The sequence below is a fragment of the Brevibacillus jepli genome (genome assembly GCF_047229145.1).
Lineage (GTDB): Bacteria > Bacillota > Bacilli > Brevibacillales > Brevibacillaceae > Brevibacillus.
In genome coordinates this window covers 36436-62739 of record NZ_JBFEFW010000033.1, presented here as the reverse complement: position 1 = coordinate 62739, position 26304 = coordinate 36436, and the positions used below count along the sequence as shown (strand labels likewise).

The 26304-nt window shown below is 43.8% G+C and carries 32 protein-coding genes; 22 read left to right on the top strand and 10 right to left on the bottom strand.

Annotated features, from left to right (window positions below; translation table 11 throughout):
- Positions 1 to 194, top strand: a 194-nt coding sequence (locus tag AB1L17_RS26435; protein WP_412848892.1) for an S-layer homology domain-containing protein, incomplete at its 5' end; no start/stop codon positions are given.
- Between the two features lie 125 nt (positions 195 to 319).
- Here the strand turns inward: AB1L17_RS26435 and tnpC are convergent.
- The 4 genes from tnpC to AB1L17_RS26415 all read right to left on the bottom strand — a co-directional run bounded on the left by tnpC (position 320) and on the right by AB1L17_RS26415 (position 3200).
- Positions 320 to 1882: an IS66 family transposase gene (gene tnpC / locus AB1L17_RS26430; RefSeq protein ID WP_412847934.1), complete on the bottom strand. Its 1563-nt coding sequence runs from the start codon at positions 1880 to 1882 to the stop codon at positions 320 to 322.
- Between the two features lie 87 nt (positions 1883 to 1969).
- Positions 1970 to 2323 (bottom strand): IS66 family insertion sequence element accessory protein TnpB, encoded by a 354-nt coding sequence (gene tnpB, locus AB1L17_RS26425; protein ID WP_412847864.1) that lies wholly within the window; start codon positions 2321 to 2323, stop codon positions 1970 to 1972.
- Entirely contained in the window at positions 2317 to 2634 is a 318-nt protein-coding gene (tnpA, locus tag AB1L17_RS26420; protein ID WP_412847865.1) for an IS66 family insertion sequence element accessory protein TnpA, read from the bottom strand. The genes tnpB and tnpA overlap by 7 nt, the downstream gene beginning before the upstream one ends.
- A gap of 305 nt (positions 2635 to 2939) precedes the next feature.
- Positions 2940 to 3200: a hypothetical protein gene (locus AB1L17_RS26415; protein WP_412847866.1), complete on the bottom strand. Its 261-nt coding sequence runs from the start codon at positions 3198 to 3200 to the stop codon at positions 2940 to 2942.
- Between the two features lie 158 nt (positions 3201 to 3358).
- On the opposite strand from AB1L17_RS26415, the gene AB1L17_RS26410 reads away from it, so the two are divergent.
- Both AB1L17_RS26410 and AB1L17_RS26405 read left to right on the top strand, forming a co-directional pair.
- Positions 3359 to 3700 carry a YolD-like family protein gene (locus tag AB1L17_RS26410; protein WP_412847868.1) on the top strand — a complete coding sequence of 114 codons (342 nt, stop codon included), beginning with the start codon at positions 3359 to 3361 and terminating at the stop codon, positions 3698 to 3700.
- A 13-nt stretch (positions 3701 to 3713) separates the two neighbouring features.
- A complete protein-coding gene (locus AB1L17_RS26405; protein ID WP_412847869.1) occupies positions 3714 to 4022 on the top strand; it encodes a hypothetical protein in 309 nt (102 codons plus the stop codon).
- A 384-nt stretch (positions 4023 to 4406) separates the two neighbouring features.
- Here the strand turns inward: AB1L17_RS26405 and AB1L17_RS26400 are convergent, their stop codons facing one another.
- From AB1L17_RS26400 to AB1L17_RS26390, 3 genes are all read right to left on the bottom strand, one after another.
- Positions 4407 to 5099 carry a site-specific integrase gene (locus AB1L17_RS26400; RefSeq protein ID WP_412847870.1) on the bottom strand — a complete coding sequence of 231 codons (693 nt, stop codon included), beginning with the start codon at positions 5097 to 5099 and terminating at the stop codon, positions 4407 to 4409.
- 81 nt (positions 5100 to 5180) lie between these two features.
- Positions 5181 to 5399 (bottom strand): N-terminal phage integrase SAM-like domain-containing protein, encoded by a 219-nt coding sequence (locus AB1L17_RS26395; RefSeq protein ID WP_412847871.1) that lies wholly within the window; start codon positions 5397 to 5399, stop codon positions 5181 to 5183.
- Entirely contained in the window at positions 5400 to 5537 is a 138-nt protein-coding gene (locus AB1L17_RS26390; protein WP_412847872.1) for an Arm DNA-binding domain-containing protein, read from the bottom strand. It lies immediately after the preceding gene.
- Positions 5538 to 5743: 206 nt separating this feature from the next.
- Between AB1L17_RS26390 and AB1L17_RS26385 the strand changes: the two genes are divergently transcribed.
- The 8 genes from AB1L17_RS26385 (at position 5744) to AB1L17_RS26350 (ending at position 13317) form a co-directional block, all read left to right on the top strand.
- On the top strand, positions 5744 to 6103 hold the full coding sequence (locus AB1L17_RS26385) for a hypothetical protein (RefSeq protein ID WP_412847873.1): 360 nt from the start codon (positions 5744 to 5746) through the stop codon (positions 6101 to 6103).
- A gap of 95 nt (positions 6104 to 6198) precedes the next feature.
- Positions 6199 to 7146 (top strand): hypothetical protein, encoded by a 948-nt coding sequence (locus AB1L17_RS26380; protein WP_412847874.1) that lies wholly within the window; start codon positions 6199 to 6201, stop codon positions 7144 to 7146.
- Between the two features lie 11 nt (positions 7147 to 7157).
- Positions 7158 to 7418, top strand: coding sequence for a hypothetical protein (locus AB1L17_RS26375; RefSeq protein ID WP_412847875.1), 261 nt, complete (start codon positions 7158 to 7160; stop codon positions 7416 to 7418).
- 413 nt (positions 7419 to 7831) lie between these two features.
- The gene (locus AB1L17_RS26370) at positions 7832 to 8272 is read left to right on the top strand and encodes a PIN-like domain-containing protein (protein ID WP_412847876.1); all 441 of its coding nucleotides are present in this window, start codon (positions 7832 to 7834) and stop codon (positions 8270 to 8272) included.
- 413 nt (positions 8273 to 8685) lie between these two features.
- Entirely contained in the window at positions 8686 to 9123 is a 438-nt protein-coding gene (locus tag AB1L17_RS26365; RefSeq protein WP_412847877.1) for a hypothetical protein, read from the top strand.
- Between the two features lie 535 nt (positions 9124 to 9658).
- A complete protein-coding gene (locus AB1L17_RS26360) occupies positions 9659 to 10195 on the top strand; it encodes a hypothetical protein (RefSeq protein ID WP_412847878.1) in 537 nt (178 codons plus the stop codon).
- Positions 10165 to 10488, top strand: a complete 324-nt coding sequence (locus AB1L17_RS26355; protein WP_412847879.1) for a phage terminase large subunit family protein — start codon at positions 10165 to 10167, stop codon at positions 10486 to 10488. The genes AB1L17_RS26360 and AB1L17_RS26355 overlap by 31 nt, the downstream gene beginning before the upstream one ends.
- 1548 nt (positions 10489 to 12036) lie before the next feature.
- Entirely contained in the window at positions 12037 to 13317 is a 1281-nt protein-coding gene (locus AB1L17_RS26350) for an MFS transporter (RefSeq protein WP_412847880.1), read from the top strand.
- Between the two features lie 576 nt (positions 13318 to 13893).
- On the opposite strand, the gene AB1L17_RS26345 is transcribed toward AB1L17_RS26350, so the two are convergent.
- Positions 13894 to 14157 carry a hypothetical protein gene (locus AB1L17_RS26345; protein ID WP_412847881.1) on the bottom strand — a complete coding sequence of 88 codons (264 nt, stop codon included), beginning with the start codon at positions 14155 to 14157 and terminating at the stop codon, positions 13894 to 13896.
- Between the two features lie 810 nt (positions 14158 to 14967).
- Between AB1L17_RS26345 and AB1L17_RS26340 the strand changes: the two genes are divergently transcribed.
- From AB1L17_RS26340 to AB1L17_RS26300, 8 genes are all read left to right on the top strand, one after another.
- A complete protein-coding gene (locus tag AB1L17_RS26340; RefSeq protein ID WP_412847882.1) occupies positions 14968 to 15771 on the top strand; it encodes an extracellular solute-binding protein in 804 nt (267 codons plus the stop codon).
- Between the two features lie 38 nt (positions 15772 to 15809).
- Positions 15810 to 16298, top strand: a complete 489-nt coding sequence (locus AB1L17_RS26335; RefSeq protein ID WP_412847883.1) for a hypothetical protein — start codon at positions 15810 to 15812, stop codon at positions 16296 to 16298.
- 96 nt (positions 16299 to 16394) lie between these two features.
- Positions 16395 to 16940 (top strand): RNA polymerase sigma factor, encoded by a 546-nt coding sequence (locus tag AB1L17_RS26330; protein WP_412847884.1) that lies wholly within the window; start codon positions 16395 to 16397, stop codon positions 16938 to 16940.
- A gap of 59 nt (positions 16941 to 16999) precedes the next feature.
- Positions 17000 to 17659: an anti-sigma factor gene (locus tag AB1L17_RS26325; RefSeq protein ID WP_486599053.1), complete on the top strand. Its 660-nt coding sequence runs from the start codon at positions 17000 to 17002 to the stop codon at positions 17657 to 17659.
- Positions 17660 to 17875: 216 nt separating this feature from the next.
- A complete protein-coding gene (locus tag AB1L17_RS26320) occupies positions 17876 to 18319 on the top strand; it encodes a YkvA family protein (RefSeq protein WP_412847886.1) in 444 nt (147 codons plus the stop codon).
- Positions 18320 to 18451: 132 nt separating this feature from the next.
- Positions 18452 to 18826 (top strand): hypothetical protein, encoded by a 375-nt coding sequence (locus AB1L17_RS26315; protein WP_412847887.1) that lies wholly within the window; start codon positions 18452 to 18454, stop codon positions 18824 to 18826.
- A gap of 693 nt (positions 18827 to 19519) precedes the next feature.
- Complete coding sequence (locus AB1L17_RS26305) at positions 19520 to 19717, top strand: hypothetical protein (protein ID WP_412847888.1); 198 nt, start codon at positions 19520 to 19522, stop codon at positions 19715 to 19717.
- 49 nt (positions 19718 to 19766) lie between these two features.
- Positions 19767 to 20603, top strand: coding sequence for a hypothetical protein (locus tag AB1L17_RS26300; RefSeq protein ID WP_412847889.1), 837 nt, complete (start codon positions 19767 to 19769; stop codon positions 20601 to 20603).
- A gap of 37 nt (positions 20604 to 20640) precedes the next feature.
- Here AB1L17_RS26300 and AB1L17_RS26295 read toward each other — a convergent pair whose 3' ends face one another.
- Complete coding sequence (locus tag AB1L17_RS26295) at positions 20641 to 21531, bottom strand: LysR family transcriptional regulator (protein ID WP_412847890.1); 891 nt, start codon at positions 21529 to 21531, stop codon at positions 20641 to 20643.
- A 110-nt stretch (positions 21532 to 21641) separates the two neighbouring features.
- Here AB1L17_RS26295 and hutG point away from each other — a divergent pair, with 110 nt between their 5' ends.
- The 3 genes from hutG to AB1L17_RS26280 all read left to right on the top strand — a co-directional run bounded on the left by hutG (position 21642) and on the right by AB1L17_RS26280 (position 25603).
- Complete coding sequence (gene hutG / locus AB1L17_RS26290) at positions 21642 to 22607, top strand: formimidoylglutamase (RefSeq protein WP_412847891.1); 966 nt, start codon at positions 21642 to 21644, stop codon at positions 22605 to 22607.
- Positions 22608 to 22619: 12 nt separating this feature from the next.
- Positions 22620 to 23807 carry a sodium/glutamate symporter gene (gene gltS / locus AB1L17_RS26285; protein WP_412847892.1) on the top strand — a complete coding sequence of 396 codons (1188 nt, stop codon included), beginning with the start codon at positions 22620 to 22622 and terminating at the stop codon, positions 23805 to 23807.
- 221 nt (positions 23808 to 24028) lie between these two features.
- Complete coding sequence (locus tag AB1L17_RS26280) at positions 24029 to 25603, top strand: FAD-dependent oxidoreductase (RefSeq protein WP_412847893.1); 1575 nt, start codon at positions 24029 to 24031, stop codon at positions 25601 to 25603.
- Positions 25604 to 25665: 62 nt separating this feature from the next.
- On the opposite strand, the gene AB1L17_RS26275 is transcribed toward AB1L17_RS26280, so the two are convergent.
- Positions 25666 to 26226 (bottom strand): AAA family ATPase, encoded by a 561-nt coding sequence (locus AB1L17_RS26275; RefSeq protein ID WP_412847894.1) that lies wholly within the window; start codon positions 26224 to 26226, stop codon positions 25666 to 25668.
- Between the last annotated feature and the right edge of the window lie 78 nt (positions 26227 to 26304).

Below are 26304 nucleotides of genomic sequence, written 5' to 3'. Positions count from 1 at the left end.
CGAATCCCGGCATGTCAACCGGCTTTGCCGATGATGAAGTGATTCCACAATGGGCGAAAGGTGCAGTCGAAGCGATCCGCAAACTTGGCATTGTCGATGGGCGGGGAGGAAACCGTTTTGTAGCAAACGAAATCGCAACCCGCGCAGAAGCGACGGTGATGCTGCTTCGGATGTTGGAAGTCAACAAATCATAACCACCCGTGAGTCTATAAAATATTTTGTGTAAACTCTCAACCTACTAATTTACAATTTGATTAGAAAGGTAAGCGTCAAATAGCCCACACCTTGTCGCCAAGATGTGGGCTGATCGATGCTGGAATCAAGATTTGAACAAACGGCAGGTCAAGGGTAGCGATGGAGACCAAGGGAGTAAACTGTCCAACGCTTCTGGATTTTTCGGATCGGGAAGCTGCGGGAGTTGCTCGAACAAGAGCATCAAGTACTTGAAGGGGTTCAGTCCATCCTCTTTTGCCGTTTCAATCACACTATAGATGATCGCACTGGCCTTTGCACCGCGTGGCGTATTGGCGAACAGCCAGTTCTTTCTTCCGATCACAAAAGGCTTGATGGAGCGCTCACTGTGGTTGTTATCAATCTCCAGTCGCCCGTCCTTCAAGAACGCCGTCAGCTTGTCCCATTGATTCAAGCTGTAAGCAATCGCCTGTCCAAGCAGACTTTTCGGCAAGGTACGGGATCGCTGCTTGCGCAGCCATGCCAAATAAGCATCCAGAACAGGGCGACTGCGCTCCATTCGGATGGCATAGCGTTCTTGGGGAGTGGCATCCTTGCATTCTCGCTCAATGGTAAAGAGCTGATTGCAGAACTGGAGTCCCTCCCAGGCAGCTGTTTCGGTTTTGTCTTGCGAAGCAGGCAGCGCCTTCAGCGCCTCGTCGTATTTGCGGCGCGCATGTGCCCAGCATCCGACCAACGTCACACCGGACACTTTGTGGTAGCCAGGATAACCGTCCACGTGCAGGTAGCCATTGAATCCCGCCAGAAACTTTCGGGGATGTTCGCCGCCGCGCGTTGGCTGGTAATCGTATAGAACGATGGGTGGTCCCATGCGTCCGGTTCGGTACAACCACAGATAGGACTGTGCTTGCGCTGACTTGCCCGGTTCACACAGCACCTGCAATGTCGTTTCGTCGGCATGCGCGATGTCCTGGTTCAGCAGATGCTCATGCATACGGTTTGTCAGTAGCGAAAGCCACTGCTCTGCGCCGAAGATCATCCAGTTGGCAAGCGTCTGCCGCGAGAGGGTGAGACCCAGACGAGCAAACTGTTGCTCCTGTCGGTATAGCGGCTGGCTGTCCACATACTTCTGGCTCATCACATACGCAAGGATCGAAGGGGAAGCCAAGCTTCCCGGATAAATGGGCTTTGGCATAGGAGCCGTCACGATGGGTGTGTGGATTTCCTCACGCTCGCAGTGACGGCAGGCATACACCTGACGCACATGGCGCAGCACTTTCACTTCTGCCGGAATGACCGTGATTTCGTTTCGCGTCTCCGTACTCATCACATGAAGCGCACCGCCGCAGCACGCACAAACTTGTTCAGCCTCGGGCAACTCATACAGAATCGTTTCCACAGGAAACGATTCCAGCTTGGCCTCGCGGCTGCCAGCCGTCTTCTTGCGGCTGTATGTGACTGTCTCGATAGCTGGTTCCTGTGAGACAGGGGTCGCCAACACTTCCGCTTCATTAAACAGCTGTAGTTCCAATTGATCCGGATGCGTCTTCTCGCTTGAAGAGCCGAAGCGTTTCTGCTGGGCAAGTCGAAACTGCTCCTCATACCATTTCAACTTGGCTGTGAGCTCGGCAATTTGTGCATCCTGTTTGGCAATGATTGCGGCGTACTCTTCTGTTGGAGAGGTTTGCATTTCCGTTCGATTTTTCATATCTTACGTATTCGCGGAAGAAGCAATAATCCCTGCCGCCAAGATTGCCGAAATCACAAACGATGGCCGTTAAATGACCGTGCGGGCTGCGACTGGCGGATACGCTTGCCTCTGGCTCAGTGAAAGTCCATCCAGCAACCAACGCAGTTCGCGGCTGGAGACCGTTACCGGTTCTCCATTGCCCGTTGGCCACTGGAACGTACCGCGTTCAAGACGGCGGTAGAAGAGCCAGAAGCCGTTATGCTCCCAGTACAGGATTTTGAGCTTGTTGCGGTCACGATTGCAGAACACGAACAGGCACGGAGAGAAGGGATCCAGTCTGAAGCCTTCCTGCACGAGCGCCGCCAGACCGTCAATGGATTTTCGCAGATCGGTGAAGCCGCATGCCAGATAGACCCGATCAATCTGGATGGAGTTCAGCATAAGGCCTGGAGCGTCCGAACCACGTCGGACAGGAGTGAGGGATTGTAGCCGGGGCGGATTTCAATCACGGCCGCACCTACTTTGACCAGTAACGGGGATTCTGAGTTCTCCTGTGGTTTGTCCACGTTGACTTCCATCCATTTCGGCGGATGGACAGAGGATTCTTTAGAATCCCGAAATTTCCGCAGCCAATACCATAGCTGTCTGGTGGTAACCTCATTTTCCGCACACCATTTCGCAGCGGTAAGACCGCTGGCGCGATAATCCTTGATTCGTGCCTCCCACTGCTTACGGAGATCCGTTTTCATCATCTACACCCTCCTCGCTTGATTCTGAGGAGATTATCTCAAAGTGCGGTCTGTAATTTGAAGGTGGGACTTATTTGACGCTTACGAGAGTCAGAAAGAGGGTAAAACCGTCACCGTGCGTTGGTGGCATCCGGTGAAGGTCAAAGAGTAGCTCGGGGAGATTCGGGAAGTATGCGGCGTCGTGAGGAAAATCGACACATCCAACCGCCGCATTCGGTTGGAGAGCATGCACGATAGCGTCTGGATCGACGTTGCAAAGATTGTCCGTGTATCAACAAATTGAACGGGTGATGAGTATGCGCCGCCAACTACAACGATACCTCAATGCTGACCAGCTTGTGGAGATTATCTACCTCGATCGTCGCGGCCAGACGAGCAAGCGAACCTTGCGGCTGCACGCAATAACCGATGACCGGGTCAAAGCGTACTGCTTCGCTCGCCGGGCGAACCGCGTCTTTACAATCGCCAACATCCTCGCAGTCGCCCCGGTGGTGACCCGACATGCTGTCTGATATTGAGCGAAAGGTGCTGCGTATCATTTCCAACTTTTCCTTTGGGCGCCGACGCATGCCAACAGTGGATGAACTGTGCATCAAGACCGGCAGGGACTGCGGCGGCATCATGACTGTCCTGGAAGTGTTGGCGGTGAAGAATATATCGAATGGGACCGCATGCAGCCGGACAAAATCGAGCTGCTGGAAGCCTGGGAAAGGGGAGTCCATCATCCATGGCGAGCAAAATAGACAATATGTTTGCAGCATCCCGATTTGTGCTGCCAGAGCAGCGCGAGCAGTACCTGCAGCACCAGGAAGACGTAAAGCTGGTAAAGATGCCAGTGCTGGAGCAAGACGAGCTGGAGTCATTTCATTTCCTGATCCGAGACTCAGCCCGCGAGGACTATGCAATCACCATCACCTGGTGGCAGCCAGTCAAAGAGGACTTGGGCAAAATCTGCAGCATGTGGGGCGTGATCAAGTGGATTGATCAAAACAGCCGGCGGGTTAAACTGGTGAACGATAAGGAGAGCCGGTGGATTCAGATGGATGCAATCATTGACGTAATTCTATAAAGGGGAGAGCAACGTGTCAAATGTACTTACCTCATTAGATTCAATGGATGTAAGAAGTAGGATTATGGGAGCTATTTTTGTTGTTTTTAAAAAACCAGAGGCCATAGCACAATTTGTAGATGAGAGTACTGGAACCACGTACGTTGTTACCTACAACCGAAAAATATTGAAAATCTCGGTTGGAAACGGTGATTACCAACAGTTCGACAACTTACTCGTATTTTTGACATCTCAGATAGGGCCCCCAGATAAAATTTACACCAAAGAATCAAGGCTTGATCCCGGACAGATGATTTCGTATATGGAGTGGCTCAACAAATAAGAAGCTGTAGACCCGTCTCTGCATTAATCGGAGACGGGTCTTTGCTTTCAATATCTGTAAGAAATCCGACGGACACTTGGGGACGAATTGGGGACGAAATTCGTCCCCAATCATCATAACGGTTCCTAACAAAACCGAAGGGTATCGCTCAAAAGCCTAATAAAATAAGCTTTCATCAGACTATAACAGGTTGCAGCCAAAGCGTTGTTTCCCTTTGACAGGGTGGGGGTCGCTGGTTCGAACCCAGTCCGGATCACCATAGTACAAACACTGAAACCCTTGGTAATCAAGGGTTTTTCTTATGTCCACGTCCATCCACCCTGACAACATAATCCCTCTACGTTGTCGCTTGACAACATTTTGACAACCTTTATTCAACTAAAGTTATTTGGAGCGCTTCTGTTTCATCATTTTCTCGAAGTTGTCAGCAGCATCTTTTTGCATGTCTGGCATCACGTGGCTATAGACGTCCATCGTAATTCCAACCCGGCTATGCCCAAGACGTTCAGATACGACTTTGGGATGTTCACCCATCTGTAATAACATAGTGGCGTGAGTGTGACGTAGATCATGAAGACGAATGACTGGGAGTCCGCTTTTCTTCGTGATTCGTTCGTAGTGTCTCAGTAGGTTGCGAGGGTCTTGTGGTCGGCCGTCATCGTAGCAGACAACTAGATCATTATCCTCGTAGCCCTCGCCAAATTGAAGGCGTAATTTGTTTTGTTTTGCCTTATGTCGATTCAATTCATGTAATACAAACTGAGGGATTGCAATTCGTCGCTTTGCACTTTTAGTCTTTGGTTCTTGAAAGATGATGCCTTGATTAGAAGGCCGATAGAGAGTTTGCTGGATGCTAATTTTAGCTTGTTCAAAGTCAATATCTTTCCAGCGTAAGCCGAGGATTTCTCCACGCCTCATGCCAGTATAGATAGCCAGTACGAACGCAATATAATACTTATCTTTTTCGGCATAAGATAAGAACTCATTTGCTTGCTCAGGTGTCCAGGTGATGATTTCCTTTTGTGTGAGCCGAGGGGGCTCAACGTTATCCATGATGTTTTTAGGAATGACTGCCACTTTACTGCTTGGTTTAGGGCCTTTTTGAATACAGCATGGATGTATTTGATATAGTTGGCAGACAAATCTTCTTTCTGTAATTCAGTGAGGTACTTGGTGACATGAAATCGGTGTAAGCTTGTCCATTTCGATTTTTCCAAGGACAGGAATGATCCTGCAATTTATGACAGTCTCATGATTGGTATAGCTAGATGTCCTCAAAGTTGACTTCGAATGGTTCTCCAACCAAAAGATTAGATAATCGGAGAGGGTTTGTTCTTTCGAGATAACCAGGCCACCACTCTCATATTTTGTTATCATCTAAGCGCAAGCTATCTCGGCTTCCTTCTTCGTTTTAAAGCCCGACCTAGTGATTTGTTTTCGTTTCCCTGCTTCATCTGTGCCCAATGAAATCGCAAATGACCATGTTGAACCACGTTTTCTGAAACGTCCCTTCATTCTAATCAACCTCCATAAATGAGTTTTTATTTATTGAATTTACTTGTCTTCCTTAGCCTTTGCCGTCAACTTTTTTCAGTATTTTTACAGGTATCAGAACAATATTGTTGAATAATCCGGTTAGGTTCATATGGTTTGTTACATTTATAGTTAGCACATAACAGCAAAAGAAAATGTAAATAAATGGCATAAAGAATATTGATAATGTGATCATTTCCAATCCGACAATCCAGCAGAAATTAGTTGCTACTTATGGTGACGCAGCAGGTATGCCGAGCGGGAAAGGGTTGCGTCTCTCCACCTTAACCATTCCGGAAGAACGGTATGAAAAGCGAATCGAGCGAATGAAAAGTCTTGAAAACAAGGTGCGGCAGATCAATGATTTCGCTATCGGCTTGGGCGATTGCAAGCACCGAACAGTACTGGATTGCATGATGGACGGAATGCGTATGAACAGCATTGCCAGACACGTAGGTGTATCACGCCAACGGCTTAACGAGATACAACGTGACATTGTGAATCGTTTGGCAAGGGAGCTGTACAGCGAGGAATTGTTAGGCTCCTGACAGGTTGGCGAAATGGCGTTTTTTAAGAAAAAGAAAAGCAGATGCCGTGCACACCTCTGACGACAATGCCATGGATAGATGGGAAAGCGGACAAAATGGTTGGCCATCCGGCATTGCTAAATAAATCAACAAATATGTGTTTCTATTGTGGGCAGATCAAGATTGAAGATGACGGGCAGGATTTGGGTGGTGTGACGATCGGAAATCAGTCACCAGCAAATAGCGGGGCGTCGGCTTCTGGTTTTGGACAAGGACCAGCTTGTGAGAAGCCACAGGAAAAGCCAAGCATGTGGGATAATTTCGTCAAAGGAATCTCGATGCTGGGAGACGTTCCTGCTGCGATGCAAAAAGCAGCAAGTGAGTTGCCAAGCGCTTTGGAGAAAGCCGCAAATGATTTGCCAAAAGGTTTGAAGAAGGCAGCAGAGGATTTACCAAAGGGGATTGAAGTGTTTGCTAGGGAAGGCTATAGCGAGCCAATGCAAGAAGATTTATATACATTGCGGGATGATAAAGTTGATCTTGCGGATGGAATTGCAATTGGTGGACTTGCCTTGAGGGCACTTACGCTGGGGAGAAGTAAAAACATTAAGGACTTAGTGAATGCTGCAAGAAAAGGAAAGAAGAGGACAGGTGTAGGTCTTACAAGAAGCGCCGGGGATTCCACTAGTTCTATGGATCCAGCTAAATTTGATAGGATGAAAAAGGCTTTTGAAAAACAGGGGGGAATAATTGACCAGTCAGAAGAAGCAATAAGATATTTAAATTACCGTGGGGCAGAGGCTGTCACTTGGAATGAGAAAACAATACAATTAAGGCAGAATCCAACGACTTCTGCTGTATTCGAAGAGTTTATTCATACTGCGCAATATAGAACAGGGAAAATCCCCGACCAAACGCGAAGAACAGTACTTACCGTGGAAATTGAAGCTGCAGAAAAACTAATAAAATACAGAAAAGCATACGGCATTGCGAATATTGAAACAAGAGATACAATTAATAGATTGAGAGATTTGAGACAACAATTTGATGAATTAGGGAATTGAGGAGGGTGAATATGTTTTCAATTGAGGTCAAAACAGCTTTCTTTATCAAAGTTGCGAATATAGTTGCTATCGAAGGAAAGCCCAATGGCGATCTAAAGGCTAAAGTTCTTCATGATGAATCCGATAATTCAAAGCATTATAATGTAAAAGGAGTTGCATTGGTTAATGGACGGGAATACATTAGTCCCATAGAATCCATAACTCTTCAATTAGAGCCTGGAGACTATAATGCAGAGGATTTAATAGGAAAAAGATTGCTAAGCTATGATTAAGAATTGATTGCCACGTTTACTAATAAGGGGGCTTTTTTCTTCCGATGGATACCCAGTGTGGAGTCAATCCCCATACAATTAGTAAATTTGTTGAGGTTACCTAACAGGTTGACATATCTGACGCTTTTGACGGTTTTTGAAAGCAAATCTAAGGCTACACGCAATGAATAAGCCGCTTGGGTGAAGAACCGGGCGGCTTATTTTCATATACGATATATATTCAATCAATGTCATTAATGAGGTATAGTGGTTTTCAATTATTAGTGATGTTCCAGAGAATGCTTTTCCAAAAGTAGCCTAGTATAATTGACAAGGAATACTTAAAAGATGGAGGATATAAATGAGAGAGAGTTTTAGTTACTTCATCAGACCAAATGAAAATCAGTTGAAAAAAGTATGGGAAGATTGTGTCTTTGTTTTTGACACGAACGTTTTATTGGATTTATTTAGATAACTCATTGTCTACACAGGAAGCACTGATTTCATTATTTGAAGCATTTAGAGACCGAATATGGATCCCTCATCAAGTTGGTCTTGAATATTATATGAATAAGACTTCTGTGATAATAGAACAAAAAGAAGCCTATAGTGCAATAAGAAATAATTTGTTGGATTATTCAACTAAATTAAATATTGAATTAATTGATAAGCTTAAAAAATACCAAAAGAAACACCCTACAATTGAAACTTCACATATCATCAGTAAATTAAGTGCTGCAGTGGAAGAGATTATTTCTGAACTGAACGCAAAAGAAAAGTCTCATCCTGATTTACTACATCATGATAATACCGCCGAGAAGTTAGAGGAGCTTTTTAAAGGAAAAGTAGGGCAACCTTACACACAAGAAAACTAACTGCAATATATAAAGATGACAAAACTAAAAAGGATGAAAAAACATTCTTTGAGGACATTATTATTTATGATAAGTACGGAGATATAATTGTTTGGAAACAGATGATGGATTTCTCCAGGTACAGCAACTCAGAGAGACTATGACGCAAATGAAGTAAAGCAATAGCGCGAGATACCTAACCATAAATAAATTATGAACAGCGAAACATGGGAGCCATCCGGTCTATCGGGTGGCTTTTACATTCGCTGAAAATCATTCTGTAGAAAAGCTCCCGAAAGATCATAACTTAGTAAGCGAGGCATGATAAAGTTTTTGCTTTCAATGCAATTAATAAAAGAGTAATAATGTTGAAAATTTACAAGGAGTAAAATATACTAAAATTGTAATGAACTGGATAAAAAGGAGAGGAAAAAATGAAGAATACTTTAAGAAAACTATTGTCTTCTAGTATGGTGTTGGTTGCGTTGACTATGAGTGCTCAATCTGCCTTTGCTAGTGATGGTTATGGCGATACCCAGAATGAGGCAGTTCTTATCAAAAAATACGGAAGCGCCTCCCAGACAATTTCCGATAGTAATGATGTAGATTGGTACAAATATGATAATCGAACTGGAGAGGGTATCTCTATCCTATTAGAATCTCCAATGAATAAAAACTATGATTTTGATGTGATCTATATCTCGGCTAATGGAAGAGTGAAAAATACATATTCACCAACCGATTCTGGACAAGGTGGTGCTGATGTTCTTGGCCTCCAGTTAGGTCTTGGTGATCAGGTATATATCAAGGTTTATGGACATAGCCCATCTGATTTTGGTACAGCAAGTCCGTATAAACTTACAATTAATTAATAGAAAAAGCACCCAATCGTGGTGCTTTTTCTATTTTTATTAGGGGGTGTTAATATTGTGGCCATTTACGAAAAAAGAGGAAAACCTGAATTGCCGACACTGTGAACACTACGCAGAACTAAGATCATCCGATAAGGTCATGCCTGATAAGACTGTTATCGAAGGGAAAGTCAAGGTTAGGCAATGCAGTAAAGGTGGGTTTGAACTAACTGATTTACAGCCTTGTGGTTTATTTTTGAAAAGGAGTCCAGGTACGCATATGAAAATAGCGATACCTCCTATTCCCCCAAAAGCAGGAAGCTCGGTGCAACGACAAGTCGATGATTTCAAAAAGTGCAGATGCAACGGGTGAGTTAAGAGTCCAGCTTTTTTGCTTTGTGTAATGCGGTCAAAATCCCAAGCGCTTGTGAATTTGAGGGCCGCGGGTCCTTCCCAGTGGGTGGGCCCTATGCGGGTCTAACGAGCCCCGAAATCTAACCGAGTATAAGTCAAAAAAACCATTGTGCATGTTATGCATGGAGGAGGTGATTTCGGAATGGATATCAGCAAAGCGGTGAAAGTGATTGAGGGCAGGCTGTGCCTAAGTTCCACGGCAATATGTGAGGTGCTGGACATCCACCGAAACACCCTCCAGAACTACACAAAATCAGGTTTGCCGAAAGTGAAAACGGGCTGGTTTGATTTACGTGAGGTTATTCGTTGGCGAGTAGAACGAGAAGGTGCCAAAGCAAGCGGCGAAGATGAGTCACGCGCACAAATGAAACTTCGATACGAAGCGGAGTTGAAGAGGGAACAGGCAGCAGCGGCCACTTTGAAGAATGCCATAGCAAACGGTGAATATGTTAAACGGGATGACGTTGTGAGCGAGCTCCAACGTTTTTTTGTTACCCTGCGTAGGTCAATGGCCGGGCATAGCAGAAAGGTTGCGATGGAAATTGCACCATACGTTGATCCTGACCAGGTGTGCATCATCGAACAAAATATCACCGATACGACAGACAAATGCGGTTTTGTTGCAGTTGTCCGTAAGAGGTGTGTACGATGCGAAAAATTGACTGGCCAGAGTGGCTGATGGACGCACTGCAGGTGCTGAAACCACATGAAAAGCTCACTGTTTCCGAATGGGCGGATAAGTACAGAATTCTGGACACCAAAACATCAGCTGAACCTGGTCAGTGGTCCACGGATCGTACGCCGTATTTGCGTGGAATCTTGGATGCCTTCACCGATCCGCGCGTCGAAGAGATCATTTTCGTTAAGCCTAGGCAAGTCGGTGGTACGGAAGCTCTGAATAACATGTTTGGATTTATTGTGGCTCAGGATCCCAGTCCGGATCACCATAATATAGAAGCTCAATCCCCTTGATATTACTTAAACCTAGAACTTCTAGTGAAACTAGTTTTGAAAAACGAACTTTATATTCGTTTAGGTCCATAACTTAAGCTCACACCCTTTTTCGCAAATCGTATTAAGTACTGAAGTGGAAATCAATAAATTATTTCTGAGACTATACACAATTCTCAGGGAGATAAACCGTAGGTCAAGATCTGATATCTAAGTGCGGGGTTCTCGAAAATGAAGAATAGCAGGAGCAAGATTACAAACAATCCGCCAGCTAGACTAATCGTTGCAAAAACCTTACTCACATTACTAATCAATGGAAAAATTGCAATGAGCAATATTCCAAAAGAAAAGACGATAAGTAACAGCATTTTGAATATGAATGGAGCCCAAAATTCCATGATTTTTAGCCCTCCTGACAACCTGATTTTTACCAATTGTATAGTTTAAGGGGGCATTCGAGAAGCAGTTTATCAATTTGTGTAGCGAATGAAATCAGCCAATCTTATCGATAATCAGCACGCTCTCAACTTTGAAAAATAGTACAGTTAAAATCGTTATCCCGAGAAGCAGTAGTAATCCAAAAATCATCGATAAGATAATCATTATCTTCTTCACAAAAAACACCCCTCTGTGATAAGACGAGGGGTATCAAAAGAAGTTACAAAATGTGTAAAAAACGATCGAGTTAATTTAACACGATAATTATTTTGGAAAGAAAATACCCCCTTGGATTTTTCCTAAGGGGTAGAAATAAAATCTCTAGTCTTAAATTACTCTTGGTTCCGATGGAGAGGATTCTTTACCATTAAGAGTAGGGTCCGAACTGATAACTTTATATTTAACAGTGTAAGAACCGGTTGACTGCATATAAACGTCAAAGTCGACCCTCTCTCCACCTGGATAAGCAGTTGTCGTTATAGCCGGGCTTCCATCCTTGTAAAGCGTTACACTATAATGACTCGCGTTAGCTACTGGTATCCATTCAATAAAGTTTTCATCCCATTCAGGTACTGAGACTATTACGCTATTCTCGTCTTATGCCTCTCTCTATCTTGGTTTATAACGAGCCTACACCGTACAGGCGCCTTTCAGCGCATACGGCGTTCCATCAACGGATAAGAATGAAAATTTACAACGGGCAAATTCATCCTATCAAATGCGTCTCACAAAATTCTCACAAAAATCTCTCAAATATTTTAGAGCGCTAAACGTCATCAAAGTAGCATTTTACAATACACACGATTTGTTAAAGGGGAGGGGATTTAAGTGATCAAATACAAATTGGAGCAAAGTAACAATCAGAGAAGATTTATCAGAGATAACACAAAATATTGTTGATTTACTTTTGACTTTTTCTACGCTAACGGTAGGATAATGGAAGAATTTTCGGGTAATTGATATAGGTTATTTAATAAAAAGGGTAAGCGAAAAAAGCCGGCATAGGCCTTTATAACAAAATGAATCATCAATCATTCAACATTTGCGATAATGAAAACGCAAGATCTTGAAACGTAAGTTCCCCTATACTAAAAAAGGCAATTAGTTGTGACAAAAAATGGGGGAACGAACATGAGTAACAAGGTGGAAGGATTGTTAACTAACACAGATTTTCGCAGGCTCTGGATTGGGCAAACTGCATCACAATTTGGGACTCAGGTTGCACTATTAGGAATGCCATTAATCGCAGCTCTCTATTTAGGGGCCAGTCCCATGCAAATGGGGTTGCTTGGTTTTGCCGAGTATGCGCCATTTATCATTTTCGGTTTGCTCGCTGGTGTATGGATAGACAGATTTCCCCGGCGACCAATTCTTGTCGCCGCTAACTTTTTCAGGGGTGCATTACTGCTCATTGTGCCGCTGACAGCTTTAACTGGATTCCTGAATATGACAGTTTTATATGTGGTAGCCTTCATAGTGGGTATCTGTACTGTCTTTTTTGATGTTGCTTATACATCCTTTTTGCCTTCGATTGTGAGCAAGGAGCAGCTTGTTGATGGGAATAGCAAACTAGAGACAAGTAAATCTACCGCACAAATCGCTGGGCCGGGTTTATCTGGTGGACTGGAACAGTTAATCACCGCTCCTTTTGCAATATTGTTCACGTCGGTATCCTTTTTTGTATCCGCTGTGTGCATAGCCCGGATTCGCAAGTTGGAGACAGTCGCGACAGATGCGAAAAAACAAAAAAACATGTGGCTGGAAATGAAAGAAGGGCTGCATACGGTTTACACAAAACCGTTGCTGTGGGGAGTGGTGCGCTGCTCAACAGTCTTTAACCTTTCCTGGAATGTTATTTTTAGTGTTTATGTTCTATATGCATCGCAAGAACTCAAAATCAGTGCGAGTATTCTTGGCATCATTTATGGAACGCTAGGAGTAGGGTACCTATTTGGCTCGCTGCTTGCCCAAAAGGCTGTACGTCGTTTTGGAGTAGGTCCAACAATTGTGGGTTCCGCTACGATCGCAGCAAGTGGCGGTTTGCTTGCTCCAATAGCAGTAGGATCAGAATTAAGTATTGCGTTGATTATGATGATCGGACAGCTTCTTTTCGGAATGGGTGTTTCAATTTTTAGCATTAGTACCGTTAGTTTACGTCAAGTAATTGTACCCGATGCCCTGCAAGGTCGCGTGAATGCTATAATTCGATTTATCTCGTGGGGTTCTTTACCGCTTGGTTCGTTAATTGGAGGGATGATAGGGGGGGCAATGGGTTTACGGTTCGCTTTATTTGCGGGTGGCATTGGATTGTTAGCTTCGGCTTGTACATTATTGTTCACCCCTTTTTTACAACTACGTGTGAAATCATTTCATGAATTAACATTGGAAAAAGATTTGACTATAAAGAGCTAAGGAGTCCCTTAAGAATACAATTCGACATCGATTCTAATACCTTTTTAATATATTTAGCGATTAAAATGACCGGGATTCCTTGATAGATAAGGAGTGTCGGTCTAATACTTTATGTTAATGCCTCCATGGAATAGATGAGCATTGAGGAAGAAAGCAATAAGGGAATATTGTTCACTGAGAATACAGTCATAGACTGACAATACGTCACTAATCTAATGGGCAGGATGCTCCAAGTACTGAGATTGTTTGGCACCAGCCTCTCTTCCGAAAAATGCGGTGCATTCTGGATGACGATTATACATTCTTTACTGTAGGTATTACACGAAGGACAATTGTGTACTTTCATGATTTATCACCTCTCATCAACATCATAAAGCAAAGGGAAAAAAAAACAATCTGCTTGGCGGTATGAGAAACGATATCTATCTACAGTAAAGAGCACAAGGATAACTGGCTATGTGAAGACTGCTACCTATAGAGTCTCAAAGAAGACGAAGCGACAACAGATTAACACAACAATCGATGTGATAAACAAGACGATCTCTCCAATGAAAAGACATCAGAAATCTTGGGAATTTACCTTTCTGTAACGGCTTCATCGAAGATTTTTCTGTAATGGTGCAAATCAAATTGAGAGGCTAATGCGTCGACTCTAGCCCAAAATTCATCTTCATTGAAGCCAACAAAATCTACAACGATAAACTCTGCGAGATTATGGAATGCATGGGCTATACGGAAATTTCTATAAAAGGTGGCCTCGTCAAAATCACCACTGTTTTTTAGATCTAGGAATGCTTGATGAATTAATTTCTTATAAGCGATCTTCTTTACTTCTATCATTAGATCATCTCCTTTTCCTTAATGAAATAGGACAGGGAGTTGGAAATTCCTGCGCGAGGAAAGCAGACGATTTATTAAAACATTACAGGTGTTTATTCTGTAAAAATCCAGCATGTTATACAACCGCTGGTAGGTTCAACAGCAAAAGCACTAGTAGTCACAGACATAACCATTACAGCAGCAAAGACAACAGCAACGAACTTTTTCATACGTAACATCTCAAGAGGCTTTAAAAGAAAAAACAGATCTAATAAACGATAACTACTACTTCGATGGTCCGAAAGATATATCTAAAATAAGGCGTATGCCCTTGACGGAGATTGCTAGGATCTTTGTTGCCCTTGATTTACTCTTGAAAAATTACTTGGACTTTATCTTGTGGGTGATCATCGTGAGCTAATTTACCGTTATATAACGATTCGAGAAAGGAAAGATCCAAATGAATACTTCGCAAATTATAAAGAAATTAAAGAACTCGACGATAATGAATCTGACAAAGAAATCAAGAAAATCGAAGAGGTATTTGTTAAAAAACTAAATTCAGTGCTTTGAGCTAATAATACCGAGATCAAATTTTCAAATCAGCCCAATTTCAAATAAAACTGCTGCGAGAGACTAAGAAGCCGCTGCGTGTCAGAACATGAAAAAGATCGCCACACAACTAGCCAGGCTGGCGCAGGTTGTGCGGAGTTTTCCATAGATGTATGAAACTTTCTAACTATTTTGCGATTACAATCAAACCATTTACAGCCTCCCTTCGTTTCCTTTGATAGTACCGTAAAAAAACATGTGTGAAATGGAGGAAGACTCATGAAGAAGACCATGTTCCTAGGAGCTCTACTGCTCTCTGTCTTTACGGCTGCCGGAATGTCAGCCTATGCACAAATGGACGGTAAGCCAGCGTCTCAGGCGACACCAAATTCCAGCCAAAGTGATCAAGTCATCCGGGTGTACGGACCCGGTGGACCACTTGGACCGATCAAGGAAGCTGCTGAACATTTTTCAGCTGAAACGGGCATGAAGGTGGAAGTAACAGCCGGACCAGAGGGCAAATGGATCGACCAGGCAAAGCAAGATGCAGATATTATTTTCGGTGGCTCCGAGTATATGCTGCAGGACTTCATCTTTAACCACCCCGAACTGATCGACACGAAATCACGTACACAGCTTTACCCGCGTGCTGCAGGAATATTGGTGAGGAAAGGAAATCCTAAGAAGATTGAAAGCCTGGAGGATTTAACGAAAAAGGGAGTAAAAATAATCGATGTGAATGGGGCTGGCCAGCTTGGCCTGTGGGAAGACCTGGCAGGCAGAAAAGGGCTGATCGAAGGCATTTCCCAAAATATTAACCTTTCTGTAAGGTCGAGTGCCGAAGCCATTGAACAATGGAAATCGAATTCCAGCCTGGACGCCTGGATTACCTATGAATCGTGGCATTACCGGCTCCAGGATGTGACTGACCTGGTCGAACTGCCCGAAGAAGAAAAGCTCTATCGTGGAACGCCGATCGCCCTGACGAAAATCACTGATCAGAAAAAAGAGGCACAGCAATTTATTGACTATTTAAAAACGGAAAAATCTCACCAAATCTTTCAAAAATGGGGCTGGAAGTAAGGACGAGTCTTACATCTAAAAAACCGGGAGGAACATACATGAAAAAAGCAGTTTTTACCCTTGCGATACTTTCGATTATTTTTGCTTTGGCTGCCTGTGGAAATAGCACGGAAGTAAAAACAGACACGGTTCAACCCGATCAAGCCCAAACAGAACAAACGAAATCGGAACAAGCCCTGGCTGACAGCCTCCAGCTTTTGGAGAATGAGAAAGCTGGAGAGTACCTGGCGGATCCACAGGGAAGGGCCCTGTATTACTTTAAAAAGGACGAAGCAGGAAAAAGCAATTGCAGCGGAGACTGTCTGGCAAACTGGCCGGCATTTACCCAAGAGGATTTCGCCGTCCCGGAAGGTTTTGACAAAAAGGATTTCGATACGATTACAAGAGAAGACAACGGGAAGAAGCAGGTTACGTACAAAGGCTTTCCTCTCTATTATTTTGCGAAAGACCAGCAAGAAGGGGATGTAAACGGACAAGGAGTAAAAGATGTATGGTTTGTCGTAAACAGCGAAACCGCATTTGAATAAGCCTGCCCAGGGAACGATCAGTCGCGGTCGTTCTCATCTTTACTTTTAAAATAGTGTTACGGCAATATATTTTTATCCAAAAGCAGGGAGTGCCACATGAAAGAAAATAACGATGCGGAATTAATGCGATTGGTAAACGAAAAAAATGGTCACGCATTAGAAGAGCTCTATGATCGATATATTAAGCTTGTTTACGGTTTCGTTATGAAGTTTTGCAATGGGAATGAGGATAAGACGAAAGAGATTATTCAGTTGGTCTTTTTGAGGCTATGGACAACAAACAGCCATTACGATCCTGCCCAAGGCAGCTTTGTAAATTGGCTCCTCACGATTACCCGCAATATATGCATTGACTACCTCCGCAAAGAGAAAAGGCATACGCAACACCAGCAAGACGAACATGAAGAGATCGCCGACCCTGCAAATGAAGTCGAGCAACGAGTAAATACGAATGATATTGCGATGGCGAAAAACAAGTTGCCGACGGCGCAAAGAAAATTAATCGATTTGCTTTATTGGAAAGGGTATTCTCTTTCAGAGATCGCCAAGCTGGAACAAGAGCCGCTCGGCACGATTAAAAGCAGGCTTCACCAGGCTCTAAAAGGATTGAGGAAGCATCTGGAACTGGAGGATATAAAATGAGAAGGGTTTGTGATCATCTAATTCCATATATAGCAAATGAGCTCAAGGAGAGCGAACACATGGCTTTTGCTGAACATTTAAAGAATTGTACGGAGTGTAAGAAAGAATATCAGGAATTATCCCAGGCCTGGCATGCTCTGCCGTTTGATTATACTGAAATCGAGGTGCCTGAATCGCTAAAAGGCGAGGTGCTGGGGTTTGTTTTTGATCACAAAAGGAAAAGTGGTACGGAAACATTTATGACTAAGATGAGCAAGCTCGCCATGATGCTCAAAAGCCAGTTCACTCCAGTTTCAACCAGTATCGTGGCCGTCTTGTTGCTCGCGTTTATTGGCCTTGGAATAGCGAATGTACAGGTGAAAAATCGCCATGCCGAGAATATACCCATTGAAATTTTAACGGCGATTCCCTTAAAAGCAGCCAATCAAAGCCACCCGGGAACAAACGGCATCGCCTATATTGTCCAGCAGGGATCAGAGAAAAATTTGGTGGTGCAGGTTCACGAATTGCCCGGCGTCAAAGGTTCTCAGGTTTACCAGGTTTGGCTGCTGAAAAACAGCACGAGGGAAAATGGTGGCATATTCAAGCCGGACGAAAACGGATCCGGGATACTGACCTACCAGCTCGCCGAAGGGCAGACTTTTGATCAAATCGGCATCACTGTCGAACCGGACGCCAACAGTAGACAACCAAGGGGAGAAAAAATAGCCGGGTCATAGAAATCCGCCAAGATTCGTGAGTTGATAGAAAAGAAAACAACAGGTGTTTAAAAAAGGTCATCCTTTGCAGGGTGCCCCTTTACGTACTTCAATATATAATGAACGGAAGTAGTAGAAACAACGAGGCAGTGATTATACGCGTGATTAACCTAACGGGCTCGATAACAGGAAAAATATTCTAGTAATGATAAACATGTAAATCATGGAGGGACTCGCGTGAACTTTGATCCGAAAGACTATGAAAAGCATTACTCAGAACAATCATTTTGGGAGAAACTTTCAAAGCATGCTGCCAAAGCAGGGAAAAAAGTAGTATACACTGCACTTCTTGGTTACTACGCTCTTGATAACCCAAAAGTTTCTCCGTGGGCAAAAGCTCGAATATACGGAGCGCTTGGCTATCTGGTTTTTCCTGTAGATCTAGTGCCAGATATTATTCCTGCAGCTGGATACACGGATGATTTAGCTGTGCTAATGTTTGCCATTGGGCAAATCGCTTTAAACATCGACAAGTCAGTAAGGCATAATGCCCTCCAAAAGTTGGAGGATTGGTTTGGAAACGTAACAGAAAACAATAAGGAAATTATCGATATTGAGGCAGAAATGTCTGAGGTAGAAAAGGCAACAAAAGAGACAGAGACTGAAGAAATGAAGAAGTAGAATAAATTCGATGGAGCATTAAGACACCTACGGTTGAGTGAGAGAAATCCAATTTCGCAAAAAAGAGATATACGAGCAACTTTGAATGAGTTGTGCCAGATAAAATGGATGACGCCTCTGGGGGAAGCTGTTTTGGAGAATAGAAAAGGACTACATTCTTTTGATAATTACTTGGATGATGAGGACGTGTATATAGCTTTAGAAAATTATTGGATGGACATGTTTTTTATGTTGTTAGATAAAGCGGATATTCCTCGTGGTGATTGGATAAGCCCTTATTTTAAGACTACCTTTCGTAATGGGAAAAAAATGATGGATGGCAATCCTGTATTTTCAGCAAGATCTGAAAAAAAAGACAAAGTAATAAAAGTAGTTCAAGAAAGCCCTGTTAACGGCGATGTATTTTCTTACTGGAGTAATAGCAACGAGAATGAGTTGGTGATCGTTTGTACATTCAATGAGCATAACTTGAAAAAGGTAAAAGAGATCATATCTAGCTGGATATAGGTGCTGTTCAAAATGCAGGCCCTTCCGACTGGCTGAACGAAATCAGGATTATTTTAATAACGTCTACATTGGATCGGTGATACTCGCCTATCACGGCTACGGAGCATCCATACGCAATTGGGGCTGGATTTGCCCGTGTGGTGGAATGGTACGGGATGGATTGATTCAACAAAAACATCAGTGTAACGTGCACAGGTTTGCCTGTTATCCTGGTAGAATCCCCCTCTAATCAGACAGTAAGAAGTACGTTCACTTACTGATAGCTTTGAGGGGATTTTTTGTGGGGAAGATCAAGAAAAGGGGAGGAGCGTAGGACTTACTTTCAAAACTTATCTTTTCGAATCACCAAATAAACAATGAGCCCAATAATAGGAAAAATCAATAAAGCAACGAGTACAATGACTGAGAATTCTTTGCTATTTTCGCGTCTCCTTGCATCACGGTATGCCCAAATGCTGATGACAATGTTAATGATGTTCAGAAACAATAAAATAAGTAACGGGAGGATCATAATAAAAAAACTAGGGGACGCATCGCCTATACTAACCAAAGGATCACCTACTTTTCATGAATTTCAAGACTTTCCCAATTATATAAAATGAATAGGGAATTGTGAAATCGATCTAGGATGAAAAAATTGGTATAATCGGAATGTAATCTTGCTACTTTTTACCAATCCGGAGGCGCGTAAATTTGAGAAAAGCAATTTTAAAAGTAACATGGTTCTCGATCATCCTTTCAATTGCATGGGTAACTGGGTGTCAGAATGAATCGAGCCAAACGACAACCATCGAAAATACCGGAAACTCAACACAGGAAATAGCAAAAGCAACCCCCCACTCCATCAACTTCAAGTTCAATCCAACCTTCATCAACGAAAAATCCAGTTAATCCTTCAGCTGCCACAGAACAACCAAAAGAAGAACTATCCCCCTATCAAGTGCTACAAAAAATCCGGGAAATCGAGCAGTTCAAAGGGGGAACTTACCAGGGGGAGTGGGCAGAAAATGAATACACATTTGCACTAACTAACAATAGCGATGATCGAGATTACCGCCGCTACTATGATCGTGCGACTCACCATGTTAAAAAACTCGGAGAAAATGAATTAGAGATATACTACAATCTTTTAGATACTTCTACTTACCCGCAAGCAACATCAGATTTAGAGGACTTACAGGTGGGTCAGGAAACACTGCAGCAAATGGACGGGATCGAACAAAAACTGTATGCAAATAAGGAAGCATTTCATGCTCAATGGTCCCCGAATTTTCAGTATGTCTCCTTTTATAAAGGAACGGATGAGGACGGTCAGGCATACATATGGAAGATTGGCAACGACTCGCCCACTCCATTGAAAGAAGCGGTCGTAGACCGATATTTCTTTGAATGGTCGCCTGATTCCCAATATCTTTTACTCGATACAGGAACGAGCAGGCATCGCGGCGGGCAAATCTATCAGGTCGCAACCGGTAAAATGAGTGAGCCATTTTCGTATATTTCACAATTCCAATTCTCACCGCATGCGAAATGGGCTGCATTTTCTCAATTAAGCGGAATAAATTCGAAAGAAAAATACGGTATGGAAGACGAGGAAACCGAAGATTTGTGGTTGTTTGACTTGTCTACAATGGAGCAGAAAAAACTGTTTCAGGCAGATGATCACACCGACTACTTCCCGCTTGAATGGAAGAGTGATACAGAACTCCGCTATTGGAAAAAAGATTATCAGAAGAATACGGAAGAGGAGCTAACCGTGACGATTCCTCAGGAGTAATAGTCAAATACCCTCTACGTAAATGAGAGGGTACTTGCTATGTTCTGGATGTAAACTTCCCTCGAACTTCCTCTAAAAAAGCCTGCACCGCCGGGGACAAATAACGATTTTTCATATACGCCAAATAGACAGTTCTCTCCAGCGCAGGGGATTCAATCGTTTTCCGAACAAGCGTCGCATCAGTCGATCCAGACAAATAATTCTCTGGAATAATGGTAACCCCCAGATTCTCCCTGACTAAAGTTAAAGCTGTTTCAAATCGCTCAATCTCAAACTTTATTAGCGGTGACACGTGTTCCAGTGAAAAGGCCTTTAAAATATCCTCCCTCGTCTGAAAGCCTTCCGTACTAATGATGAAAGGCTCACGCGCCAAGTCTTCCAATCGAACAGTTGCCTTCTCGGCCAGAGGATGATCCTTGTGCAGCACCAGCATTAATCTCTCATGGTACAGAGGGAATGATTCAATATCTTCCTCAGCTATAGACTGATTGGTAATGAGCAAATGCGTGTGATATTTTCGCAGTGATTCCTTCACGGCTTTCCCACTGAGCACCTCGATCAGCTTGATGTTTATCGAGGGAAAACGCCTCTGATATTCCCGAATCACTTTTGGAATCCAGTGCTTCACGGACTCTATAATGCCAATAATGAGATCCCCGCTGCCGGTGAGCTTTACTTCTTCCATCTCTTTTTTCAGCATGTTCATTTGGGAGAGAAGCAGCACCGATTTCTGATACAATATTTTACCAGCATCCGTCAACTCCATTTTTCTCGTATTTCTTTCGAGCAGTGGAGAGCCGACTTCTTGCTCCAGATTTTTAATCGCGTTGCTTAATGAAGGCTGTGAAATATGCAGTTTTTGTGCGGCTTTCGAGTAGCTCAACTGATCGGAAACTGTCACAAAATAGTGCAAATGTTTGATGTCCAAGAGTATCTCTCACCTCCATTTATAGCTTTAAGCTATCAAATTATTTAAATTATATATTAGAAATAATAAGTTTGTCATTATATAATCAATAAACAAAAGGTTCAGAAAGGATGAATAGCTTGCCAAAGAATGTATCAGCAGATTTGTGGACCGGCCGGACTGACCATACGGAGAGAAGAAGTAGTTTTCGCTACCATCAGATTGTAGAAATAACGGACTTGGATACATTGCAAGCTGCCAAGGATCGCACAGTCGCTATCATTGGGTTTGAATGTGAAGAGGGAGTCAGACGCAATCAAGGACGATTAGGTGCAGCACAAGCTCCAAACGCAATTCGGCAAGCGCTTGCAAGCCTTCCTTGGAAGGTAGACGAAGGAAAACGTATGATCGATGTAGGCAATATTGCTTGTCAAAACGATGAGCTGGAAGCAGCCCAAGAAGAACTGGGTCAAGCCGTCGCTGCTATCTTTTCCAAATCCATGACGCCAATTATTTTAGGCGGAGGTCATGAGACACTGTACGGACATTATGCAGGGGTCCGCAAGCATATCGGAAAAGATGCATCTCTTGGAATCATCAACATTGACGCTCATTTCGATTTACGCTCTTATGAAATACAGCCTTCATCCGGGACGATGTTTCGGCAAATACTAGAACACGACAAAAACAGCAGCTATTTTGTGCTGGGGATTCAACGTTTCGGAAATACGCAGGAGCTATTTGATAAAGCAGATGAGCTCGGTGCCCGTTTTATTTTGGAAGAAGATATCGATGACGCACGGATGGATGTAATTATTTTACAAGTAAATGAATTCATCGAAAAACACGATCATGTCATGCTGACACTGTGCACAGATGTTTTAAATGCAGCTTTTGCACCGGGAGTAAGTGCTCCATCTCCGTTTGGCTTGACACCAATGGTTGTCCGAACTTTGATTCGTACTGTTGCCGCTCATAAGAAAACGCTTTCTTTTGATATTTGTGAAGTGAATCCGGTACTAGATGAAAACGGAAGAACAGTAAAGTTAGGTGCTTACTTGACGAATGAAGCCATCATGGGATTACTAGAGAACTAAGGGGAGACAACTATGACGTTAGCACTTAATCAAGTAACGACGATTTTTCTCGCAGTAGCACTTCTCGTATTAGGTACATTCCTCGTAAAAAAGGCTAGTTTCTTGCAAAAGTTTTGTATCCCGGCGCCGGTTGTTGGGGGCTTGTTGTTCGCTGTCATTGCAACGACTCTGAAAGCAACCGGAATATTAGAGATTAAGTTGGATACTTCCTTGCAAAGCTTGTTCATGCTTACATTCTTCACGACGGTTGGATTGGGAGCCAGCTTTAAGCTGATCAAGCTAGGCGGTAAGCTGCTCGTTATTTACTGGCTTGCATGTGGATTCTTGGCTTTGGCACAAAACGCGATTGGTGTCTCTCTGGCTTCGGTGTTCGGTATTCATCCACTGATCGGGATGATGGCGGGCGCGGTTTCCATGGAAGGTGGGCATGGAGCGGCAGGCGCATTTGGACAGACCCTCGAGGATATGGGCATTCAATCTGCGCTGGCGATTGGGATCGCGGCAGCTACCTTTGGTCTCGTAGCGGGTGGCTTGGTTGGCGGACCGACTGTAAAATATTTGATAACGAAATACGATCTCAAGCCGACTGAAACAGAAGAAGTAGTAGAGACAGTAGAAGAAAAAGTACAGCCGATTACGTCGAATACCTTCTTCATTCAAGTACTGCTCATTACTTTCTGTATGGCCTTGGGAACGTATTTGGGAGAGCTGTTCTCAACTGCAACCGGATTTGTTCTGCCTGGTTATGTAGGAGCGATGTTTGTGGCGGTTATCGTTCGTAACATCGTAGACAAGCTTAATCCGAAAGCAATCGACATGAAGAGCATCAACCTGATTAGTGACGTTACACTGGGAATCTTCCTGTCCATGGCACTGATGAGCATCAAGCTGTGGGAAGTTGCGGATCTTGCGCTTCCAATGCTCGTGATTGTGTTCGTCCAAGTAGTCTTCATCGTTTTGTTTGGCATTTTCGTCCTGTTCCGTTTGCTTGGCAAAAACTACGATGCAGCCGTAATGGTCGCAGGCTTTACAGGACATGGTCTCGGCGCTACACCGAACGCAATGGCGAATATGGCTGCAGTGACTGGGCGATTTGGTCCTTCGCGAAAAGCATATCTGGTCGTTCCAATCGTAGGTGCATTCCTAATTGATGTGTTCGCGATGCCGATCATTATTACCACGATTAATTTGTTTAAATAATTGGGTAGCAAAATCCCTTCAAGCTGGAAAATTTCTGGCTGGAGGGATTTTTTTGCATACGTACATGATGCTCCGAGGTGCGTCTGAAAATGTAAGTGGTTAGTTGAGGAGTAATGGAAAAATAATTAGTTTTTATTACGAAATTTGTAACTTATTGTCATTTTTGACGTATTTATTGGAAGAAACACCCAAATAATAAGAAAAATATGGAGGTAGAGAAAATGAGAGAACTTCATGCTGATGTTGTGATTATTGGGGGAGGCACCGGTGGATGCGCAGCAGCACTAGCTGCAGCGAAATCAGGAAAATCAGTCATTATGACGGAAGAAACCGAGTGGATTGGCGGTCAATTTACGAGTCAAGCGGTACCGCCAGATGAGCATCCGTGGATTGAGCAGTTTGGTTGCACGCGAAGCTACCGCACGTTCCGTAACAGCGTGCGAGACTATTACCGTAACTATTACCCAATGACAGCAGAAGCACGCGTCATACCGAATCTTGACCCTGGTAATGGCTCAGTCAGTCGCCTTTGCCACGAACCAAAAGTAGCGCTTGCTGTTTTTTATCAGATGCTTGCTCCCTATATTAACAGTGGTAGACTTACTATTCTGACCAATCACAAGCTGCATGCCGTTCGCATGGCTGGCGATAACGTGTTATCTATCACCGTAGAAGATCGGAAGCATCATGATTTTCACGAATTGGTAGCTCCGTATTTCCTAGACGCGACAGAATGTGGGGATGTGCTCCCGCAAGCCGGCGTAGAATATGTGCTTGGCGCTGAATCAGTCGATCAAACAGGAGAGCCGAATGCTGTTGTAGGACCGCCGCAGCCAAATGATATTCAGGCGTTTACGTATTGCTTTGCCATGGATTATTTGGAGGGGGAGAATCATACAATTGCCAAGCCGGAAACGTATGACTTCTGGCGTAACTACAAAGCGGATTTCTGGCCGGACAAGCTACTTAGCTGGACAGGTTCTAATCCGCGGAACACTGCTGAATCTGTCCGCTATGAGCTGTTCCCGGGTACCAAATATTTCCCGCTCTTCACGTATCGCCAGATTGCTGATCCGAAAAACTTCCAAACCGGTCTGTACAAGAGTGGCGTATCGACCGTTAACTGGCCACAAAATGACTACTGGCTAGGCTCGATCATTGATGTGCCAGAGGAAGAGCGTCAGCGTCATCTTTATGGAGGTAAACAGCTGAGCCTCTCTCTGCTGTATTGGATGCAGACTGAAGCTCCTCGCCCAGATGGCGGACAAGGGTATCCGGGTTTGAGACTGCGCAAGGATGTAGTAGGAACAGAGGATGGTCTGGCGATGTATCCGTACATTCGTGAATCTCGTCGGATTAAGGCTGAATTCACCGTATTGGAGCAGCATGTGAGTGCATTTGTCCGCAAAACAGGCAAAGCAGAAGACTTCCATGATTCCGTTGGGGTGGGCAGCTACCGAATCGATCTGCACCCGAGTACTGCGAACCGCAATTACGTTGATGTGTCTACCTATCCATTCCAGATTCCGCTGGGAAGCTTAATCCCTGTTCGCGTAAATAACCTGCTGCCAGCGGGTAAAAACCTTGGGGTTACGCATATTACGAATGGTTGCTTCCGACTCCATCCAGTAGAGTGGAACGTCGGTGAAGTAGCTGGTTATTTGACAGCATATTGCTTGCAACACGGTCTGACTCCTCGGGCGGTTCGCAATACACCTGATGAGTTGAAGAAGTTCCAAGCTTTCTTGTACGCAGAAGGCGTAGAGTACTTCTGGCCAACGATGTACGCAGTGTAAGCGGTAAGACTATTTGGTTTCCTGAGTTCGGGATTTCACCGGGCTCAGGTTTTTTCATGGAGTTACTTGGTGGGTTCAAAAAAGACCCGCCGCAAGATTTCCTCTACAGTTTCTTGAGGTGTCTGCTCTGAAGAGTCGATCCAGATGCCAAGCTTAGGTGTTTCGGTTTGCAAGATTTTATTGAGGTGGGAAATCGTCCAGGCACCATATCCTGTTTTGGGACGGGTGGCTTCTCTCTTTTCAACTGCTTTCTCGTTGGGAGTGAGTACCACAATATACAGGGGACGGTTTCGAATCATTTCAACAAATTCACCCAATAAGGGGCCAACGATAACATCCTGGACTACGACATTGAATCCTTCCTCGAAAAATGTGTCTGCGGTTGAGGCTGTTATTTTGTAGCGCAGCTGCAACTGACGAATTGCTTCTTCAGAAGGTTCAGGCATATATTCTTCTCTTCCATTCACAATCATCCGTCGGAAAGAATCGCCTCGTACATGAACGCTTCGATCCAGTTTTTCAGCAAGTAACTGCGCTACCGTTGATTTTCCAGAAGCCATAATCCCCGTAACGAGAAAAATACACCGGTTTTGATAAAGATCATTAACATTCTCGTGCAACATGATAATCCCACCTTAATGATCATGAGTTGTTATAATATTCATGTAATAAAATCCAAGATAATTCCGATCTTTTTGCAT

Coding starts and splice junctions, on each gene's coding strand:
- tnpC (WP_412847934.1), bottom strand. CDS start 1,882: ATGCAAACCTCTCCAACAGAAGAGTACGCCGCAATCATTGCCAAACAG.
- tnpB (WP_412847864.1), bottom strand. CDS start 2,323: ATGCTGAACTCCATCCAGATTGATCGGGTCTATCTGGCATGCGGCTTC.
- tnpA (WP_412847865.1), bottom strand. CDS start 2,634: ATGATGAAAACGGATCTCCGTAAGCAGTGGGAGGCACGAATCAAGGAT.
- AB1L17_RS26415 (WP_412847866.1), bottom strand. CDS start 3,200: ATGCGTCGGCGCCCAAAGGAAAAGTTGGAAATGATACGCAGCACCTTT.
- AB1L17_RS26410 (WP_412847868.1), top strand. CDS start 3,359: ATGGCGAGCAAAATAGACAATATGTTTGCAGCATCCCGATTTGTGCTG.
- AB1L17_RS26395 (WP_412847871.1), bottom strand. CDS start 5,399: ATGATAACAAAATATGAGAGTGGTGGCCTGGTTATCTCGAAAGAACAA.
- AB1L17_RS26390 (WP_412847872.1), bottom strand. CDS start 5,537: ATGAAGGGACGTTTCAGAAAACGTGGTTCAACATGGTCATTTGCGATT.
- AB1L17_RS26380 (WP_412847874.1), top strand. CDS start 6,199: ATGGTTGGCCATCCGGCATTGCTAAATAAATCAACAAATATGTGTTTC.
- AB1L17_RS26375 (WP_412847875.1), top strand. CDS start 7,158: ATGTTTTCAATTGAGGTCAAAACAGCTTTCTTTATCAAAGTTGCGAAT.
- AB1L17_RS26365 (WP_412847877.1), top strand. CDS start 8,686: ATGAAGAATACTTTAAGAAAACTATTGTCTTCTAGTATGGTGTTGGTT.
- AB1L17_RS26360 (WP_412847878.1), top strand. CDS start 9,659: ATGGATATCAGCAAAGCGGTGAAAGTGATTGAGGGCAGGCTGTGCCTA.
- AB1L17_RS26355 (WP_412847879.1), top strand. CDS start 10,165: ATGCGAAAAATTGACTGGCCAGAGTGGCTGATGGACGCACTGCAGGTG.
- AB1L17_RS26350 (WP_412847880.1), top strand. CDS start 12,037: ATGAGTAACAAGGTGGAAGGATTGTTAACTAACACAGATTTTCGCAGG.
- AB1L17_RS26345 (WP_412847881.1), bottom strand. CDS start 14,157: ATGATAGAAGTAAAGAAGATCGCTTATAAGAAATTAATTCATCAAGCA.
- AB1L17_RS26340 (WP_412847882.1), top strand. CDS start 14,968: ATGAAGAAGACCATGTTCCTAGGAGCTCTACTGCTCTCTGTCTTTACG.
- AB1L17_RS26335 (WP_412847883.1), top strand. CDS start 15,810: ATGAAAAAAGCAGTTTTTACCCTTGCGATACTTTCGATTATTTTTGCT.
- AB1L17_RS26330 (WP_412847884.1), top strand. CDS start 16,395: ATGAAAGAAAATAACGATGCGGAATTAATGCGATTGGTAAACGAAAAA.
- AB1L17_RS26325 (WP_486599053.1), top strand. CDS start 17,000: ATGGCTTTTGCTGAACATTTAAAGAATTGTACGGAGTGTAAGAAAGAA.
- hutG (WP_412847891.1), top strand. CDS start 21,642: ATGAATAGCTTGCCAAAGAATGTATCAGCAGATTTGTGGACCGGCCGG.
- gltS (WP_412847892.1), top strand. CDS start 22,620: ATGACGTTAGCACTTAATCAAGTAACGACGATTTTTCTCGCAGTAGCA.
- AB1L17_RS26280 (WP_412847893.1), top strand. CDS start 24,029: ATGAGAGAACTTCATGCTGATGTTGTGATTATTGGGGGAGGCACCGGT.
- AB1L17_RS26275 (WP_412847894.1), bottom strand. CDS start 26,226: ATGTTGCACGAGAATGTTAATGATCTTTATCAAAACCGGTGTATTTTT.